Annotated in this window: 15 protein-coding genes and 3 tRNA genes; 1 reads left to right on the top strand and 17 read right to left on the bottom strand. The window is 64.8% G+C overall.

From position 1 onward, the window contains the following. Positions 1 to 120: 120 nt before the first annotated feature. The 5 genes from QNO06_RS06115 to rpsB form a co-directional block, all read right to left on the bottom strand. Positions 121 to 1008, bottom strand: a complete 888-nt coding sequence (locus QNO06_RS06115; protein ID WP_227913951.1) for a phosphatidate cytidylyltransferase — start codon at positions 1006 to 1008, stop codon at positions 121 to 123. 77 nt (positions 1009 to 1085) lie between these two features. After that, entirely contained in the window at positions 1086 to 1643 is a 558-nt protein-coding gene (gene frr / locus QNO06_RS06110) for a ribosome recycling factor (RefSeq protein WP_227913950.1), read from the bottom strand. Positions 1644 to 2175: 532 nt separating this feature from the next. Further along, on the bottom strand, positions 2176 to 2907 hold the full coding sequence (pyrH, locus tag QNO06_RS06105; protein ID WP_227913949.1) for a UMP kinase: 732 nt from the start codon (positions 2905 to 2907) through the stop codon (positions 2176 to 2178). A gap of 137 nt (positions 2908 to 3044) precedes the next feature. Next, positions 3045 to 3884, bottom strand: coding sequence for a translation elongation factor Ts (tsf, locus tag QNO06_RS06100; RefSeq protein ID WP_227913948.1), 840 nt, complete (start codon positions 3882 to 3884; stop codon positions 3045 to 3047). A gap of 129 nt (positions 3885 to 4013) precedes the next feature. Then, positions 4014 to 4883, bottom strand: a complete 870-nt coding sequence (gene rpsB / locus QNO06_RS06095; RefSeq protein ID WP_227913945.1) for a 30S ribosomal protein S2 — start codon at positions 4881 to 4883, stop codon at positions 4014 to 4016. A gap of 466 nt (positions 4884 to 5349) precedes the next feature. Here rpsB and QNO06_RS06090 point away from each other — a divergent pair, with 466 nt between their 5' ends. Next, complete coding sequence (locus QNO06_RS06090) at positions 5350 to 5919, top strand: murein hydrolase activator EnvC family protein (RefSeq protein ID WP_227913944.1); 570 nt, start codon at positions 5350 to 5352, stop codon at positions 5917 to 5919. Positions 5920 to 5995: 76 nt separating this feature from the next. Here QNO06_RS06090 and QNO06_RS06085 read toward each other — a convergent pair whose 3' ends face one another. From QNO06_RS06085 to dnaG, 12 genes are all read right to left on the bottom strand, one after another. Next, on the bottom strand, positions 5996 to 7180 hold the full coding sequence (locus QNO06_RS06085) for an acyl-CoA dehydrogenase family protein (protein ID WP_227913943.1): 1185 nt from the start codon (positions 7178 to 7180) through the stop codon (positions 5996 to 5998). A 179-nt stretch (positions 7181 to 7359) separates the two neighbouring features. Then, positions 7360 to 7433 (bottom strand) — tRNA-Ile (locus QNO06_RS06080). 72 nt (positions 7434 to 7505) lie between these two features. Beyond that, positions 7506 to 8702: a glycosyltransferase gene (locus QNO06_RS06075; RefSeq protein WP_227913942.1), complete on the bottom strand. Its 1197-nt coding sequence runs from the start codon at positions 8700 to 8702 to the stop codon at positions 7506 to 7508. Further along, complete coding sequence (locus tag QNO06_RS06070) at positions 8699 to 9631, bottom strand: DMT family transporter (protein WP_227913941.1); 933 nt, start codon at positions 9629 to 9631, stop codon at positions 8699 to 8701. The genes QNO06_RS06075 and QNO06_RS06070 overlap by 4 nt, the downstream gene beginning before the upstream one ends. A 39-nt stretch (positions 9632 to 9670) precedes the next feature. Next, positions 9671 to 10315 (bottom strand): CDP-alcohol phosphatidyltransferase family protein, encoded by a 645-nt coding sequence (locus QNO06_RS06065; protein WP_227913940.1) that lies wholly within the window; start codon positions 10313 to 10315, stop codon positions 9671 to 9673. A 36-nt stretch (positions 10316 to 10351) separates the two neighbouring features. Beyond that, on the bottom strand, positions 10352 to 11134 hold the full coding sequence (locus QNO06_RS06060; RefSeq protein WP_227913939.1) for a phage holin family protein: 783 nt from the start codon (positions 11132 to 11134) through the stop codon (positions 10352 to 10354). A gap of 101 nt (positions 11135 to 11235) precedes the next feature. Then, positions 11236 to 12672, bottom strand: a complete 1437-nt coding sequence (locus QNO06_RS06055; RefSeq protein ID WP_227913938.1) for a sugar porter family MFS transporter — start codon at positions 12670 to 12672, stop codon at positions 11236 to 11238. A gap of 129 nt (positions 12673 to 12801) precedes the next feature. Next, complete coding sequence (locus QNO06_RS06050; protein WP_227913937.1) at positions 12802 to 14232, bottom strand: sugar porter family MFS transporter; 1431 nt, start codon at positions 14230 to 14232, stop codon at positions 12802 to 12804. Between the two features lie 152 nt (positions 14233 to 14384). Next, on the bottom strand, positions 14385 to 15557 hold the full coding sequence (locus QNO06_RS06045; protein ID WP_227913936.1) for an NAD(P)-dependent malic enzyme: 1173 nt from the start codon (positions 15555 to 15557) through the stop codon (positions 14385 to 14387). A 337-nt stretch (positions 15558 to 15894) separates the two neighbouring features. Beyond that, a tRNA-Asn gene (locus tag QNO06_RS06040) sits at positions 15895 to 15970 on the bottom strand. Positions 15971 to 16108: 138 nt separating this feature from the next. Further along, positions 16109 to 16184: transfer RNA gene (locus QNO06_RS06035), tRNA-Asn, on the bottom strand. 72 nt (positions 16185 to 16256) lie between these two features. Beyond that, on the bottom strand, positions 16257 to 18227 hold the full coding sequence (dnaG, locus tag QNO06_RS06030) for a DNA primase (RefSeq protein ID WP_227913935.1): 1971 nt from the start codon (positions 18225 to 18227) through the stop codon (positions 16257 to 16259). Between the last annotated feature and the right edge of the window lie 13 nt (positions 18228 to 18240).

Raw genomic sequence — 18240 nt, 5'->3', positions numbered from 1 at the left:
GCCACCCGCGTATGTGTGCAGGCACACCGGACGTTGCCGGACCGTTACGGTATTACGGTCCCGCCGCGGTGATCCGGCTGGTAGGCAGCCGGTCCACCGGCAGGCACTGCCGGAAGGCGGCTAGGACACGCCGGAGAGCAGCACGGAAAGCAGGAAGACCACCGGAGAAGCGAACACCACGGAGTCCAGCCGGTCCATCACACCGCCGTGGCCGGGCAGGAGGTTGGACATGTCCTTCACGCCCAGCTCTCGTTTGACCATGGATTCGGAGAAGTCGCCCGCGGTGGCTGCCGCTACCGTTGCCACGGCCAGCACCACGCCGAACCACCAGGGCTGGTCCAGGAAGAACACGGCCGCTGCAACACCCACGATCGTGGCGCCGCCGGCGGATCCGGCGAAGCCTTCCCAGGACTTCTTGGGGCTGATCTTGGGGGCCATGGGGTGCTTGCCGAAGAAAGCGCCCACCAGATATCCGAAGGTGTCATTGGAGACCACCAGCAGGAGCAGCACGGCGACGCGGATCTGGCCGTCCGGCTCACGCAGGAGCAGCAACGCGAAGCTGAGCAGGAACGGCACCCAGAGCACCACGAAGATTCCCGCGAGAATGCTCTGGATGGCTTCTTCGGCGGTATCGATGCTCCGCCACAGCAGGATCGCGACGGCGGTGGCCACCATTGCGAAGGCCAGGGCTTCAGTGCCGCCGAAGAACGCGGCAAACGGCAGTCCTACGGATCCCACCAGCACCGGCACCAGCGGCACCTTCATGCCGCGCACTTCCAGCGCGCGGCTAACTTCCCATACCCCTACCGCAGCGAAGGCCACGGCAATGACCACAATGGCGAAGGGGAAGAACAGCAGGCCGATCAGCAGGGCACCCAGGAGGATGACCCCGACGGCGATGGCCGCCGGAAGGTTGCGTCCGGCGCGTGAGGCCTTGGCGGGCTTGGCGTCGGCTTTGCGGTTCCGGGTCCGACGGCTCGGCACCCGGCCGGAATCGGCTGCGCTCATATCCGTGGCCTTTGCTGCCGGAACTGTCTCGACGGACGGTGCACCGCCAGCCTGGTTGGAAGGCTGGGCGTCACTCATCAGACCTCGAGAAGCTCGGCTTCCTTGCGCTTGAGAAGATCGTCAATGGAATCGGTGTGCGCCTTGGTCAGGGCGTCAAGGTCCTTTTCCGCGCGGGCGCCGTCATCCTCGCCCACCTCGCTGTCCTTTACCAGGCGGTCGATGCCGTCCTTAGCCTTGCGGCGGATGTTCCGGACTGACACTTTGGCGTCTTCTGCCTTGCCGCGGACAATCTTGACGTATTCCTTGCGGCGGTCCTGGGTCAGTTCGGGCATGATGACCCGGATGACCTTGCCGTCGTTCGACGGGTTGGCGCCCACTTCGGAGTCGCTCAGGGCCCGCTCGATGGCGCGCAGGGCCGTCACGTCGTACGGGGTGATCAGCAGGGTGCGCGCATCAGGGGTAGCGAAGGACGCCAGCTGCTGCAGCTGCGTGGGAGAACCGTAGTAGTCCACCAGCACGCGCGAGAACAGTGCCGGGTTGGCGCGGCCCGTGCGCACGGAGGAGAAGTCCTCCTTGGCAACCTCCACCGCCTTGTCCATCTTGTCGGCGGCCTCTTTCAAGGTGTCTTCGATCACGGTATCTCCTCTAAAAACAGTGTCCACCAAGCACTCTCGCTCAGTGGCCGGACTCTAATATCATCCTAAGCCAAAAGGGTGCGGGTTCCCTGCATCGAGCGAAGCGAGGTGGAGGGGAACCCTTTCGGCGCAAAAGGGTGCGGGTTCCCTGCACCGAGCGAAGCGAGGTGGAGGGGAACCCTTTCGGCGCAAAAGGGTGCGGGTTCCCTGCACCGAGCGAAGCGAGGTGGAGGGAACCCTTTCGGCGCAAAAGGGTGCGGGTTCCCTGCACCGAGCGAAGCGAGGTGGAGGGGAACCCTTTCGGCGCAAAAGGGTGCGGGTTCCCTGCACCGAGCGAAGCCCCACTCTGCGGGCCGCAACGCAAACCGTGACCACCCAGGAAAAGTCACTGGCTGCCGTCCCCCACTGGGAGGACGTGCCGGTCCCGCAGGGACCTGGAGGAAGGCGGCTTTAAATCCCGGAGGCCGCCTGCGGCCGAGGGGATTTCGTTGCCGCCGTTCCAGGTCCCTGCGGGACCCGAGAGCCGCACCCGCTAGTTGGAAACGATGGTGCCGATCTTCTCGCCGCGGATGGCACGGGTTACGTTGCCTTCACCCTCCATGCCGAAGACCACCATGTCCAGGTCATTGTCCTTGCACATGGTCATGGCCGTCTGGTCCATAACGCGGATGTCCTGGCGCAGGGCGTCGTCGTACGTCAGGGTCTCCAGCCGAACAGCCGAAGCATCCTTGTTCGGATCGGCGGTGTAGACGCCGTCCACGCCGCTCTTGGCCATAAGGACCTCATCCGCATGGACCTCGAGGGCACGCTGGGCGGCGACGGTATCCGTGGAGAAGTAAGGCAGCCCGGCACCGGCGCCGAAGATGACCACGCGGCCCTTTTCCAGGTGGCGGATGGCACGCCGCGGGATGTACGCCTCGGCAACCTGGCCCATGGTGATGGCACTCTGCACGCGGGTTTCAACGCCGGCCTGCTCCAGGAAGTCCTGCAGGGCCAGGCAGTTCATGACGGTGCCGAGCATCCCCATGTAATCCGCGCGCGAGCGGTCCATGCCGCTGACGGACAGCTCGGCGCCGCGGAAGAAGTTACCGCCGCCGACGACGATCGCCACTTCCACTTCGCCGACAGTTGCAGCGATCTGCTTGGCCACTGCCCGCACGGTGTCGGGGTCCACGCCGAGCTTGCCGCCGCCGAACACCTCACCCGAGAGTTTGAGCAGGACGCGGCGTCGCGGGGAATCGGATTCTTTGAGTACGTGGGCCATTGTGCCTCCCGGGCATAGGTACTGCTGCTTCTAAAGACTAGTGAGGTGTTCTGGACAGGCAAAAGGGGTGGTCACCCGCGGTGACCACCCCCTCTGTCATGATGACGTATTCGTCGAAACCGTTTGGTCCTAAGTTATTAGGCGCCTACGCGGAAGCGGGCGAAGCCGACCGGTGTGACACCGGCTTCTTCGAGAACCTTACCGACGGTCTTCTTGGCGTCCTTGGCGAACGGCTGGTCCAGCAGGACGATTTCCTTGAAGAAACCGGTCAGGCGGCCTTCGACGATCTTAGTCAGCGCGGCTTCGGGCTTGCCCTCGGCGCGTGCCGTCTCATCTGCGATCCGGCGTTCGTTCTCGACGGTCTCTGCCGGAACTTCCTCGCGGGTCAGGTAGGTCGGAGCGTATGCAGCGGTGTGCACGGCAACGTCGTGTGCGGCGGTGGCAGCTTCTGCGCCTTCGCCGTCGACGGCGAACAGCACGCCAACCTGTGCCGGAAGATCCTTGGAGGTCTTGTGCAGGTAGGCGTCAACGGTCTTGCCCTCGACGCGTGCAACGCGGCGGACAACAACCTTTTCGCCCAGGATGGCGCCTTCTTCGACAACAATCTCGGACAGGGGCTTGCCGTCCACGTTGTAGGCGAGGAGGGTCTCGGCGTCAGCAGCAGCGGACTCAACAGCAGCGGCCAGGACCTTGTCGGCCAGCTCGATGAACTTGGCGGACTTGGCAACAAAGTCGGTCTCGCAGTTGAGTTCGATCATGACGCCGACGGTGCCGTCGATGACCTTGGCAGCAACCAGGCCCTCAGCGGTGGAACGGCCTTCACGCTTGGTAGCGCCCTTCAGGCCCTTGATGCGGATGAGCTCCATGGCCTTGTCGGCATCGCCGTTGGCCTCGTCCAGAGCTTTCTTTACATCCATCATGCCGGCGCCGGTGCGCTCGCGCAGTGCCTTGATGTCAGCAGCGGTGTAGTTCGCCATTTGGACTCCAGTCCTCCCGTAATAAGTATTGGTGCGGTTCCGCGAGTGCGGCTGGCCGGATTACCGGCCAGCCGCACTCGCAGGTACCTGGTCCGGGCGGTGGACCGCCCGGACTAAGGAATTCGTTATTTACTTCTCGGTTACTTCAGCGGCCGGAGCATCCACAACGGCGTCGACGCCGGTTGCTTCGGCAGCGGGAGCTTCTGCAGCAGCGTCGGCTGCCGGGGTCTCTGCAGCACCCTCGAGCAGTTCGCGCTCCCACTCAGCCAGCGGCTCAGCCGGTGCTTCGGTGTTGCCTGCGGCCTTGTTGTTGCGGGCGATGAGGCCTTCGGCAACGGCGTCGGCAATGACGCGGGTCAGCAGGTTCACGGAGCGGATGGCGTCGTCGTTGCCCGGGATCGGGAAGTCGACATCGTCCGGATCGCAGTTGCTGTCCAGGATGGCAACAACGGGGATGTTCAGCTTCTTGGCCTCGTCAATGGCGAGGTGTTCCTTCGGGGTGTCAACAACCCAGAGCACGGACGGTGCCTTGGTCAGGTTGCGGATACCGCCGAGGTTGTTCTGCAGCTTGGTCAGTTCACGCTTGAGGAGCAGGAGCTCCTTCTTGGTGTGGCCGGAGGAAGCGACGTCCTCGAAGTTGATCTCTTCGAGTTCCTTCATGCGCTGGATACGCTTGGCAACAGTCTGGAAGTTGGTGAGCATGCCACCGAGCCAGCGCTGGTTGACGTACGGCTGGCCAACACGGGTGGCCTGCTCGGCGATGGCTTCCTGAGCCTGCTTCTTGGTACCGACGAACAGTACGGTACCGCCGTGGGCCACAGTGGCCTTGACGAACTCGTAGGCACGGTCGATGTAGGACAGCGACTGCTGCAGGTCAATGATGTAGATGCCGTTGCGCTCGGTGAAGATGAAGCGCTTCATCTTCGGGTTCCAACGGCGGGTCTGGTGACCAAAGTGAACGCCGCTGTCGAGCAGCTGGCGCATGGTAACGACGGGCATGTCGTCACTCCTTCCGGCAGCAGCCGTGCGCACGGCGCACTGGTCCTACTGCCAATTGACGGTTTTAGCTGTACGCCCGGTCGGGCGGAGCTCCTGGTGTCCATCAGCCGCTACCCTTTCAGGCATCGACGCGCTCCCCCTGCCGGCGTTGCCGGACCGTTGGAGAAGCACCCCCTTTGACGGGGATAATTGGGACACGCGTAGTCAGATTCCAGTGCCAGTGAATGGGATGCGGGCCGATATGGTCCGACTCCCAGGCGCGGGACCGGCGGTGGATAAAACACGTCCGGGCAGGTCCCATGGCACAGCAAGCTGCTCCGACAAGTGTACTACAGCCCAGGACTGCCGGCGTCCGCCCGCACCATCCGGGCCCACCCTTCCTCCCCTGCCGGATTCGGGCCCGGATCCATCCACCCGGGGGCCCGCACCGGTCTCTCCGCGCCGGGGAAAGCCCAGGCTGTGCCCCATGCCAAATGGACGCTTCCGCCGTGCTGCCGCGGCACTGTTGGCCACGGGCCTGGCGGTGCCGGTCCTTGCGCTGCCCGCCCCGCCGTCAGCATCGGCTTTGCGTACCCCGCCCGCCGCATACTCCCCGCCGTGGAGCTGGCCGCTGGATCCGGTCCCGGCGCCGGAGCAGATCCGCGGCTTCGATCCCCCGTCCCGGCGCTGGCAGGCCGGGCACCGCGGGGTGGACCTTCCCGCTGTTCCGGGCGTGCTCGTCCTGGCGCCGGCGGATGGCCGCGTGGCCTTCGCCGGTGTGGTGGTCAACCGTCCCCTGATCACGATCGACCACGGCGGTGGCCTCAAGAGCAGCTTCGAATCCGTGGAACCGCTGGTGCCGGCCGGCAGCGCCGTGTCCCGCGGCTCCCCCGTCGGGATGGTGGCATCCGCGTCCGGCGGGGCTGGAGGGGTGCACTGCAGCGGGCAGTGCCTGCACTGGGGCGTCCGGCTGCACGGGGCGTACGTGAATCCACTCAACTACGTTGGCGACCGCCGCCCCTCGGTGCTGCTGCCGGTGCCGGATTCCGGCTATTAAACGGAACCGGCCGGAACCCTTGCGGGACTCCGGCCGGTATTCATGTGCCGGCTTTCATCAACCGGACACGGCGTTCCTAGACGAACGCGGTCACGCCGGTGATTGCCCGGGCGGTGACCAGTGTGTTGATTTCGTAGGTGCCTTCGTACGAGTAGATGGCCTCGGCGTCAGCGAAGACCTTGGCCATGCCGTAGTCGGTGACAATGCCGTTGCCGCCCAGGATGCTCCTGCCCATGGCGACGGATTCACGCATCCGTGCAGTGGTGAAGGCCTTGGCCAGCGCTGACTGTTCGTCCTTCGCCTGGCCCAGGTCCTCGAGCTGCGCCAGGCGCACCATCATGCCGAGGGAGCTGACGGTGTTGCCCAGGATCTTCACGAGCTGTTCCTGCACCAGCTGGAACGAGGCCAGCGGCTTGCCGAACTGGTGCCGTTCCACCGCGTACTTGCGGGCAATGTCGAAGGCGGCCATCTGCTGGCCTACGGCCTGCCAGGCGACGGCAAGGCGGGTGACCTTCAGGACCTTGTTGGTGTCGCGGAAGCTGTTGGCGCCCTTGAGGTGGAAGTCGTCGCTGACCACCACGTTGTCCAGCACAATGTCAGCGTTCTGGACGGTGCGCAGGGCGATCTTGTTCTCGATCTTGGTGGCACTGTAGCCGGGGGTCTTGGTGTCCACCATGAAGCCCTTGACCTGATTGTCCTCAACGTCGCGGGCGTAAATGACTACCCAGTCGGAGAACGTCGCATTGCCGATCCAGCGCTTTTCGCCATTCAGGATCCAGTTGTCGCCGTCGCGGCGGGCGGTGGTGCGCGTGCCGCCGGCCACGTCGGACCCGCCGAGCGGCTCGGTCAGGCCGAAGGCGCCGATCTTCTTCATGGCGTAGATGTCCGGCAGCCAGGCAGCCTTCTGCTCCTCGGAGGCCAGCGCCTCGATGGAGCCGGTGAAGAGTCCGTCGTGGACACCCAGGAAGGTGGCGAAGGAGGTGTCGGCGCGGGTGACCTCTGCGTGGCACAGGCCGGCGAACAGGTTGGAGTAGCCCTGGCGGTACACCGGGCTCATGACGTCCAGTTCGGCAATCTTGGGGATCATGTGGTGCGGGAATTCACCGGCGTTCCACCAATCAGCGGCGTGCGGCTTGACCTCTTTGGCGAGCCAGGCACGGATCTCGTGCAGGCGGTCGCGCTCCTTGTCCGTGAGGAGGTCCTCGAATGCGTAGAAGTCGCCGTCCGCGTACGGAAGGTTGTCGACGTCGATAGTTGCCATGGAAATATCCTTCGCTGCTGATCATCGGTGATCACCGGCACCCTTCGGGGACCGGCAGAACCTATGTTACCCACCAGTAACAACGATCACAATGTTCAGCCCAAAAGAAAACACCCCGGTCCGAAGACCGGGGTGTTGGCGATGCCAAGCCGGAACGCTTGTCCGGCCCTTCACACGGGTAGGGCTGGTGGGGCTTGAACCCACGACCCACGGATTATGAGTCCGCTGCTCTGACCAGCTGAGCTACAGCCCCGTAGCTGCCCGCAGGCAATGAAGCCATCCTAGTGCGTGCGGGCGCCGCAGAACCAATTGCCGTCTGCGCCCGCTAGGGCCGTACAGCCTCGGGTTCTGCCTGGCGGTAGAGCTTCTCGAACGTGGCCAGCGTGGCATCAAGGCTGTGCCTGTCCACCATGTCGCGGCTCGCCTCACCCATCTTCTGCCGGTCCTCGGGCGAGAGTTCCAGGATTTCCGTGAGGCGGCCCGCCAGCTCGTCGCTGTTGCCCGGGGTGAAGAGGTAGCCGTTGCGCCCCTTGTCCACCAGGTGCGGCAGCGCCATGGCGTCCGCCAGCAGGACCGGCTTGGACGCGGACATGGCTTCCAGGGTTACCAGGGACTGCAGTTCGGCAGTGCCGGGCATACAGAAAATATCCGCCCGGAGGTAGGCCTCCCGCAACTCTTCATCACTGACCAGCCCGCGGAACACCACTCGGTCCCCCAGACCAAGCCGCTGAGCCTGGGCCTGCAGCGCCGGCTTCACTTCTCCGCCGCCCACAATTTCGGCACGTACGCCCAGCTCCGCCGGGGTCTTGGCCACGGCGTCGATCAGGACGTCCACGTGTTTCTCTTCGGCGAGCCGGCCGACAAACAGCACGGTGGGGCCCGGGTGCGGAGCTATTTCCTCACCGGGATGCAGCTCGTAGACGGAGGCGTCGATACCGTTGGACAGCGGCATCACCTCGTGCAGGAACGCGTGGCGGTGCATGGCTTCCGCCGCCAGCGGAGTGGGCGTGGTGACGACGGCGGCCTGCCCCATCACCTTGCCCATGTCCTTCCAGGAGTTCTTGGCGACAATCCGCTTGACCCACTTAGGGAACGGCAGGAACGGGTCCAGGTTCTCCGGCATGAAGTGGTTGGTGGCAATAACGCGGATGCCGCGTTTGCGGGCTTCCTGGAGGGTGTAGTCGCCCACCATGTAATGGCACTGGATATGTACGACGTCGGGCTGCACCCGGTCGAACAGCAGGGTGATTTCCTTCTTGATCTCCCACGGCAGGCAGATCCGCCAGTACTCGTGGGTGGGCACTCCGTGCGAGCGGAGGCGGTGGACCGGCCACTGCCCTTCAAGGTCGGAACGGCTGCCGCCGTCGACGTCGTTCGGGGCCAGGACGTGGACATTGTGTCCGCGCCCATGCATCCCGCGCGCCAGCCGGTAGCCGAACTGGGCGGCACCGTTCAGGTGGGGAGGATAGGTGTCACAGGCAATAAGGATCGTCAGCGGTTTGTCTACCGGTGAATCGGTCACGTGAGTGGTCCTGCTTTCGGGGTCTTGGAGGCCAGCTTCTGCCGCCTCCGTTCTTCATTCCGCCTCTGAATGACATCAGGGTGGTACCGCGAGAGGGCAACGACCCCAACAATAGCAATCAGACCTGCCACGGCCATGGCTACGGCAGTCACTGCGGGCACATCGGGACGCAATTCATTCAGCACCCCGATTCCGATCGCGATCCCGACCATTGGATCGATCACCGTCAGTCCGGCGATCACCAGGTCCGGTGGACCGCTGGAGTACGCGTTCTGCACAAACCATGAACCCAAGGCTCCGGCCACCGCAATTCCCAGCAGCGTGTACCAGGGCACGTTCCAAAGGAAGCGCCCGTTGGGGTTGAGCAGGTCCCCGATGATGACCTTGGTCAGCACCGCCACGAAGCCGAACAGGATACCCGCCCCCAGAATGTGCGCGATGGCTTTCAACCGCTTCCCGAAAAGCAGGTTCAAGCCGCCGAAGAACACCACCACAACCGCCAGGATGAGGACAATTGTCACTTCCTGCGCCGAATCCACCGGCTGGCCCGAGCGGGTGGCCGCGATGGCGAGGGACACAAAGAGCATGCTGCCTGCCACACATGCTGCGATAGCCGCCACTGTAATGCGGTTCAGCCGCAGCCCCTGGTCCCGTGAGTTCACCACCGTGGTGATTACCAGGGCAAGGGACCCGATCGGCTGGACGACGGTCAGCGGGGCCATGGAGAGCGCGGCCACGTTCAGGCCCATGCCGATGCCCAGCAGCAGCAGGCCGAACAGCCACCGGGGGTTGCGCAGCAGTCGGGTGAAACCCGACGAGTTCAGGGCCAGCCCGCCGGTGTCGGCGCTCACCGCGCTGCCTTGGCGCTGGGCCCCGAATGCCAGGAAAAAGGCACTGGCAAGGGCACAGGCGACGGCTATTCCTACCATCGGCACTGTCCAAGCCGGGCGCGGGCCGGCGCTGCGGTCCTAGGGTGCATGGCCGGTTCCGGTTCCGGCAGGCACATCCCGGCCGCGCAGGAGGCGGTACTTATCCCATGCCGCCGCCAGGTATCCGGCCGCTGCAGCCACATGTCCGATGCAGCCCATGGCCAGCACCGTGGTGCCGGCGGCAGCCAGCCACTGGAAGTCATAACCCTGCACACGGTCCAGCAACAGCAGGGGCGCCCCCAGGAGCAGCAGCGCTGTCCGGATTTTGCCGAGCACGCTCACCGGCAGGTCGGGGCTGCCGCGGAAAAGGAGCAGGGAGTTGATGGTCAGCACGGCGTCGGGAACGGCGATGCTGAGGATGAGCCACACCGGGGCAATCCCATCCACCACGAAGGTTGCGGCCACAATGATCAGCGCGAGGCGGTCCGCCACCGGGTCCAGCCATTGCCCGGTCCGGGACACCTGGTTCAGCCGGCGGGCCAGGTAACCGTCAATCCAGTCCGTGCAGCCCACCGCCACCAGCGTGATGAAGGCGCTTCCGTACCGGTCCTGGGCCACGAGGCAGACGAAAAGCGGGATCCCGAGAAAGCGAAGGACCGTGACCAGATTCGGTACGGTCCAGAACCCGTCCGTCACGGTTGTTTCCGTGTCAGGACGTGTTCCGGCACCGATGAGTCTGATCACGGTCCGTTCCCCTCGTCAAAGATGTACGAGTACAGCTTACTTTCGAGCCAGCCGGCGGAACATGATGAGCATGGCCAGCAGCGAGGCGCCCATAACCGCAAGCGGCTGCCAGCGTTCCTTGATCATGGCCAGCACGTCATCTGCCGGGGAAGCAGCGGAGCTGCCGTTGCCCCGGGACGCGGCTGCGCGGCGGGACTTCAGCTCCTGGATGCGTGCCTTGACGTCCACCTTTTCGCCAAGTCCGTCACGGACGGCGGCAAGGTGCTCGCGGCGCTGGCGGGCGCGGGTCCGCAGTTCCTCGGGGCTGGGCTGCTTGGGGCCTTCGGGCTTGTCGGCCTTCTCTGCCTTCTTGTCCTTCTTTTCCTTGGGCTCCTTGGGCTTATCCAGCGTGGCCGGATCAAAGCGGCGGCCTTCCTTCAGCACGCCGACATCGTAGCGCAGCCCGCGGATGGCCTCCTCGGGAAGCAGCGGCAGGGTCTTCTTGAACCGGCTGAAGCCAACCAGCCCGGCAACTGCCGCGATCACGAGGAACAATGCCGCCACCAGCAAGGCGGCCAGCCAGGCCGGCATCACCAAGGACAGTGCCATGATGGCCGCAACGATCAGCGCGATGGCCAGCGCGGCTACAAACAGCAGGGCAACAACCATGAAGGCGGCGGCGATGCCGGCCTTGATGCCCTTTTGCTTCATTTCGGCCGTGGCGAGGGCGAACTCGTCATTCAGCTGGCGCGGAGTCAGCCGGGCCATCACCTTCGCCAGCCCCACCAGCGAAGAGCTTCCCGCCGTCCGCTGTGTCCGAGTGCTAGCAGAGCGATTCATGCGCCCAGCCTCCGTCCCCTGTTCACTATTCACCGTAGCCATAACCCCAAATTACCATTCCCCTCATAGTTAACACCTTGCCCATTCGCATCACGTACCGGTCAGGCGGTTTCCAGCCCCTCGCGGTCCTCGAGTTCGCGCCCGGAGAGTTCGGGCAGCTTGGACTTGACGAACCAGAAGGACAGCACGGCGAAGGCGGTGAAGATGGCGTACATAATCCAGACCCCGAAGTTGTCACTGACCCACGGGAAGGCCAGAGTCACGATGAAGTTGAAGATCCAGTTGACCATCGCGCCCAGCCCCAGGGCCAGGGAACGGATGTTGTTCGGGAACACCTCGCCCAGGGTGACCCACATGACCGGGCCCCAGGTGGCGGCAAAGAAGACCACGAACAGGTTCGCTCCTACCAGGGCCACCGGACCCCAGATGTCGGGCAGGGACACTTCGCCGTTGACCGTCTCAGCCTGCAGGAAGGAGATGGTGGCGGCCAGCAGGCCGACGAACATACCCGCGGAACCGATCATCAGCAGCTTGCGCCGGCCGATGCGGTCCACGAAGGCAATGGCGACCAGGGTCATGACCACGTTGACCACGGAGGTGATCACCGACGTCGTGAATGAATCACTTTCACTGAAGCCCACGGACTTCCACAGGGTGGTGGAGTAGTAGAAGATCGCGTTGATGCCCACCAGCTGCTGGAAAGCTGCAATGGCCATGCCCACCCAGAGGATCGGCTGCAGGCCGAACTTGGGGCCGCGCAGGTCGCGGAACGTCGGCTTCGGGCTCTTGAAGCTGTCCCGGATATCGGCGATCTTCCGGTCCGTGTCCGTCACGCCGGAAATGGAGCTGAGCACCTTCGCGGCTTCTTCGTCGCGGTTGCGGCGAACCAGGAACTGCGGCGATTCCGGAATGGTCAGGGCGAGCACGCCGTAAACCACGGCCGGAACAACGCCCACCAGGAGCATCCAGCGCCAGGCGGCGATGCCTCCCCAGAGTTCCCCCAGCGCACTTCCCGCCGAGTTGGCCAGGAAGGCATCGGAGAGCAGAGCAGCAAAGATACCCAGCGTGATGGCCAGTTGCTGGACTGAGCCCAGCGCACCCCGCCATTTTGCCGGCGCCACTTCGGCAATGTAGCCCGGGGCAATAACGGAGGCAGTACCGATGGCCAGGCCGCCGATCAGGCGCCAGAGCATCAGGTCCCACTCGCTGAAGGCGAAGGCCGAACCCACCGAGTTCGCGGCAAACAGCACCGCCGCACCCACCATGACCGTTTTGCGTCCCAACCGGTCTGCGAGCTGGCCGGCAAACCAGGCACCCACGGCGCAGCCGAGCAGCGTAATGGCCACGGTGAAGCCCAGGATGCCCGGGCTCAGGGTGAATTCTTCACCGATGGCGTCCACCGCGCCGTTAATGACGGCGGTGTCAAAGCCGAAGAGCAACCCGCCCACGGCAGCAGCGACGGTGACGCCAATCACCCTTCCGGGGTGGGCAATCCGTTCGGATCCGCCCTTATTTGGTCCTGGCTGAGTCGCGCCCATCGACCGTTCCTCGTTTTCTGTTGGATTACTGAATACATAAGACTGCTGTCAAAACACTTAAGCCTACGCATAACCCTAGGAGTGCTTGTCCGGGCAGGGTAGCCGCAATGGCCAACCGGGGACAGATGGTCACTGAACGATGCGTCCCGATTCCAGGTCCCGGCCCTTGAACTCGGGCAGCGCCAGCTTTACGAACCAGAACGAGGCGAAGGCGAAAAAAGTGAAGGCAGAATAGGCAAATGCCGGGCCCAGCGAGGTGTTAACCCAGGGAAAGGCGAGGGTGATGATGAAGTTGAAAACCCAGTTGACCATGGCGCCGATGCCCAGTCCCAGGGAACGGATCCGGTTGGGAAAGATCTCCCCAAGTGTCACCCACATCACAGGTCCCCAGGACGCACCGTAGAAGACCACAAACAGGTTTGCGCCGATCAGGGCCACAGGTCCCCACCCGCCGGGCAGCGAAACGCCGCCGCCGGTGTCCACGGATTGGGAGAAGGCTATGGCAGTGGCGAGCAAGCCCAGGGTCATTCCAACGGACCCGGCCAGGAGCAGCTTCCGCCGGCCCACTCTGTCCACGAATCCAATGGCCACCAGGGTGGTCAGCACGTTGACCACCGCGGTGATCACCGACGTCGTAAAGGAGTCCTCTGTGCTGAATCCCACTGACTGCCACAGTGTGGTGGAGTAGTAGAAGATCACGTTGATCCCCACGAGCTGCTGCAGGGCGGCCACCGTCATCCCGATCCATAGAATGGGCTGCAGTCCGAAGGCCGGGCCGCGCAGGTCCCGGTAGCGGGCACGGGAAGCGGAGGAGAAGCTCTCCCGGATCTCGGATACCTTGGCGTCTGTGTCATCAACGCCGCTGATGTCCGCCAGGACGTGTTTGGCCTGTTTGTCCCGGTGTTTTCGGATCAGATAGTGCGGGGATTCGGGAATCAGCAGGGCCACTATCCCGTAGAAAACGGCCGGCACCACACCAACCAGCAGCATCCAGCGCCAGGCTTCAAGCCCCCACCACAACTGCTGCAGGGCGCCGCCGCCGGAGGCCAGCAGGGCATCCGAAAGCAGTGCCCCGAAGATGCCCAGCGTGATGGCCAGCTGCTGCACGGAGCCCAGGGCGCCGCGCCATTTAACCGGGGCAATCTCCCCTATGTAGTCCGGCGCAATCACCGACGCCGTGCCGATGGCCAGCCCGCCGATGAACCGCCAGATCATCAGCTCCACGTCGCTGCCGGCCAGTGCGGAACCGATCGAGTTCGCGGTGAACACGATGCCGGAGACCACCATCACGGCCCGCCGGCCCCACAGATCGGCCAGCTGCCCGGCAAACCAGGCGCCAACGGCGCAGCCCAGCAGTGCGATGGCCACCGCGAAGCCCAGGGCACCGCTGCTGAGGCGGAACTCCACGCCGATGGCATCCACTGCGCCGTTGATCGCCGAACTGTCAAAGCCGAAAAGGATCCCGCCCACCGCCGCACCGGCGCAGACTAGGATGGCCTTCACTGGGTGCTTGACCTGGTCCCGGTCCTCCGGGGCTGGGGGTACGGCCTCTGATGACATGCCTGCTCCTCGAGGTCAGCTGTGCCGGTCCCCCACGGCGCCGTCGGGGAGTGTCCCGAGGCCCCTCCACGCGAATTAAAAGCCTACGTCCATGGCGTTCGCCGGGAACCCCTCCCACCGCAAATCGTGCGGGTTCTGTACCGCATTGGCAGCTAGGCCGGGGCCGCGGCAGCGACCGCAGCGGCCACGGCTGGCGCCACGCGCGGATCCAGCGGGCTCGGCACAATGTAGTCCGTCCGCAGCTCCTCCCCCACCAGATTGGCAATCGCTGCTGCAGCGGCGACCTTCATGGCCGGCGTGATCCGGCGGGCACCGCTGTCCAGCGCTCCGCGGAACACCCCGGGGAAGGCCAGGACGTTGTTTATCTGGTTTGGAAAATCGCTGCGGCCGGTGGCGACGACGGCGGCGTACCGGCGGGCGGTGTCCGGGTGCACCTCCGGGTCCGGGTTGGAGAGGGCGAAAATGATCGCATCGGGCGCCATTCCGGCCAGCAGCTCCTCTCCGACGGTTCCGGAAGATACCCCAATGAACGCGTCGGCCCCCTGCAGCGCTTCGGCTGGCCCGCCGTCGACGCCGCGGGGGTTGGTCCTGGCGGCGAGGTCCTCCTTCACGCTGGTCAGGTCTGTGCGTCCGGGGCCGATCACTCCCCGGGAGTCCAGGACTACGACGTCGGTCATGCCGGCTTCCAGCAGGATGTTGGCACAGGCGACTCCGGCGGCACCGGCACCGGAGATCACCACCCGCAGTCCGGCGAGCTCCCGGTCCGTGACCCGGGCGGCGTTCTCCAGAGCGGCAAGGACCACAATGGCGGTACCGTGCTGGTCATCATGCATGACCGGGCAATCCAAGGCCTCGATCAGCCGCTGTTCCAGTTCGAAGCAGCGCGGGGCGGAAATGTCCTCCAGGTTCACAGCGCCGTAGCTGGGACGCAGCCGGACCAGTGTTTCGATGATCTCGTCCACGTTGGTGGTGTCCAGCACCAGCGGAATGGAATTCAGTCCGCCGAAGGTACGGAAGAGGGCCGATTTGCCTTCCATCACCGGCAAAGATGCTGCCGGACCGATGTTTCCCAGCCCCAGCACGGCGGTGCCGTCACTGACCACCACCACCAACCGCGAGGCCCACGTGGTGGTTGCCGCCAGTGCCGGATCGGCCGCGATGGCACGGCTGACCTGGGCCACCCCGGGAGTGTAGGCAATGGACAGTGCCCGCTTGGAGTCCAAGGACAGCTTCGTTTCCACGGAAAGCTTGCCGCCCTCGTGCGCCGCGAAGATTTCTTCGACGCTGATGGGCTGGGTGATGTTTTCAGAGGCAGTGGCAGACATAGCGGTTCTCCAACTGTTGGGTCCAGGGAAGGTCCGCCCTGCCGGTCCGGGATGAACGGACATGCAGAGCGGATACCGGAAGCCGTGGGGCTCCGGGCCAGGGGCAACAGGATGGGATGCCTTTACTGCCCGCGGGCGGGGCCCGGTGATGCCGGGCCGAGCCGTGACGGGCGCGATTACGGCCAGTGTAGGCGCATAGCTGTGCCTGCGGGCAAGTATGCTCTTTCGGCGTGCCGGGATGCCGGGCGGCAAGGCCGGAAAACGGGACACGGTAGAGGCAAAACGGGGGGATACAAAAAGGGTCTGCACCCGGATGACTCCGGCTACAGACCCTTGCTGGCTCCCCCGACTGGACTCGAACCAGTAACCCTTCGATTAACAGTCGAATGCTCTGCCAATTGAGCTACGGGGGAAAGCGGCGTCCTCAACTATACAGGAACTTTCGGGTGCCCACGAACCGCGGGGGTTCAGTGGTCTGTGCTGCCCGCCCGGCTTACGAAGCAGGCAAGAAAAAGCCCCCGGCCCATGTAAACACGGGCCGGGGGCTTCATTGGCTCCCCCGACTGGACTCGAACCAGTAACCCTTCGATTAACAGTCGAATGCTCTGCCAATTGAGCTACGGGGGAAAGCGCAGGTTTTACTTTACAGAGGTTTTCCCCGGAAACGAAATCGGCTTCCGGCCCGCAGAATCCGGGCCGTTACTGGTCCCCGCGCAGGGCCCGCCGCTGCATCTCCAGGTCCATCAGCTCGCGGTTGAGCTGGTGGAACAGCTCCGGGTCGGCATTGGGATCCAACCGCTGCAGCTGGCCCAGTTTTTCCGCCTTCAAATGCGTCACCTGCAGCTCAAACAACCGGTTCAGGATGTCCCGGCAGTACAGCGCCAGGGCATCGGCGTCGCGGGCCGGCAGCGGGGTAACGGCCAGTTCACTGACGAAACCGCGCAGCGCGTCCGGCAGTTCCTCCCGCACCCGCTCCACCCAGGCAGCCGGAACCGTTCCGGCGTCGCCGGCGGCACGGATCGCATCATGGACTGCCACGTAGGCCGGCACCGTGAACCGTGCCGCCTTGAACCGCTCCCACTGGCCGGCGTCGAGCAGGCCCGGCTGCTGCAGCGCAACTTCCAGGGCCTGGCGCTCCATCCGGGCGGCGGGATCATTCGGGTCGGGGCGGTTGAAGGCCGGGGCTGCCTCCGGCTCCGGCTGCTGCTGCTGGCCCTGCGGGTTCCGGTTCTGGCCGTACTGCTGCCGACCCTGCTGGCCGTAGTCCTGCCTGCCCTGCTGCTGGCCGCGGGAGTTCGACGCCGGCGTGTCCGTGTTCTCCGCACCGGAACCTGCCGTGCGGCGCTTGGCGGCCGCGTTCACGGCCCGGGTGACGTCGTCGACGTCGGTGCCCAGCCACCCGGCGAGCTCGCGTGAGTAGGCGGGCCGCATGGCCGGGTCCCGGATGTCCGCCACTACCGGTGCGGCGGCCCGCAGGGCGGAGACCCGGCCCTCCACAGTGTTCAGATCGAACTTGCGCAGGGTTGAACGGATTGCGAACTCAAAGAGCGGGCGCCGTGAGGAGATCAGCTCCACCACTGCTGAATCACCATGCGTCTGCCGGATGTCGCAGGGGTCCATCCCGTTGGGATCGACCGCTACATAGGTCTGCGCGGTGAACCGCTGGTCCTCTTCGAACGCGCGAAGTGCCGCCTTCTGCCCGGCGGCGTCGCCGTCGAACGTGAAGATGACCTCTCCCCCGGTTCCGTCGTCGGAGAGCAGCCGGCGGGCAATCTTGATGTGGTCGGTACCAAAGGCGGTGCCGCAGGTAGCCACCGCGGTGGTGATGCCGGCCAGGTGGCAGGCCATCACGTCCGTGTAGCCTTCCACGACCACGATCTGGCGGGTCTTGGCGATGTCCCGCTTGGCGAGGTCGATGCCGTAAAGCACCTGGGATTTCTTGTACAGCGGGGTTTCCGGGGTGTTCAGGTACTTCGGCCCCTGGTCATCTTCGTAGAGCTTGCGGGCACCGAAGCCGATCACAGAGCCGGTGAGATCGCGGATGGGCCAGATCAGCCGCCCGCGGAACCGGTCGTAAAACCTTGACGCGTCCGAGCCGGTGGAGAACATACCGGTTTCGGCCAGTTCGGGACGGGTGAAGCCCTTGGCGGTGAGGTGCTTGAGCAGCGAGTCCCAGCCCTGCGGGGCGTAGCCGACGCCAAAGTGCTCGGCGGCGGCCGGGTCGAAGCCGCGTTCCTGCAGGAAGTTCCGTGCGGCTGCAGCTCCGGGGGTGCCCAGCTGGCTCCGGAAGAACTCGGCAGCCACCTTGTGCGCGTCCAGCAGGCGTTGGCGCTTGCCCACGTCTTCCTTGCGCGGGCCGGTGCCGTCTTCGTAGTGCAGTTCGTAGCCGAGCCGGGCGGCAAGCTTTTCCACCGTCTCGGAGAAGGTGCCGTGGTCCATCTTCTGCACAAAGGAGATGACGTCGCCGCTCTCCCCGCAGCCGAAACAGTGGTAGGTGCCCACCTGGGGACGGACATGAAAGGACGGCGAGCGCTCGTCGTGGAAGGGGCACAGCCCCTTGAAGGAGCCGATGCCTGCGGATTTGAGAGTCACATATCCGTCAATCACGGCCTTGATGTCGGTGCGCAGGCGCACCTCATCGATGTCTTCACGCTTGATCAATCCGGCCATGACTTCAACTTTA

It is taken from the genome of Arthrobacter sp. zg-Y20 (assembly GCF_030142075.1).
In the GTDB taxonomy this organism is placed as follows: Bacteria; Actinomycetota; Actinomycetes; order Actinomycetales; family Micrococcaceae; genus Arthrobacter_B.
Note: the sequence above shows the minus strand (reverse complement) of the source record. Positions and strands in the feature narration are given on the sequence as shown.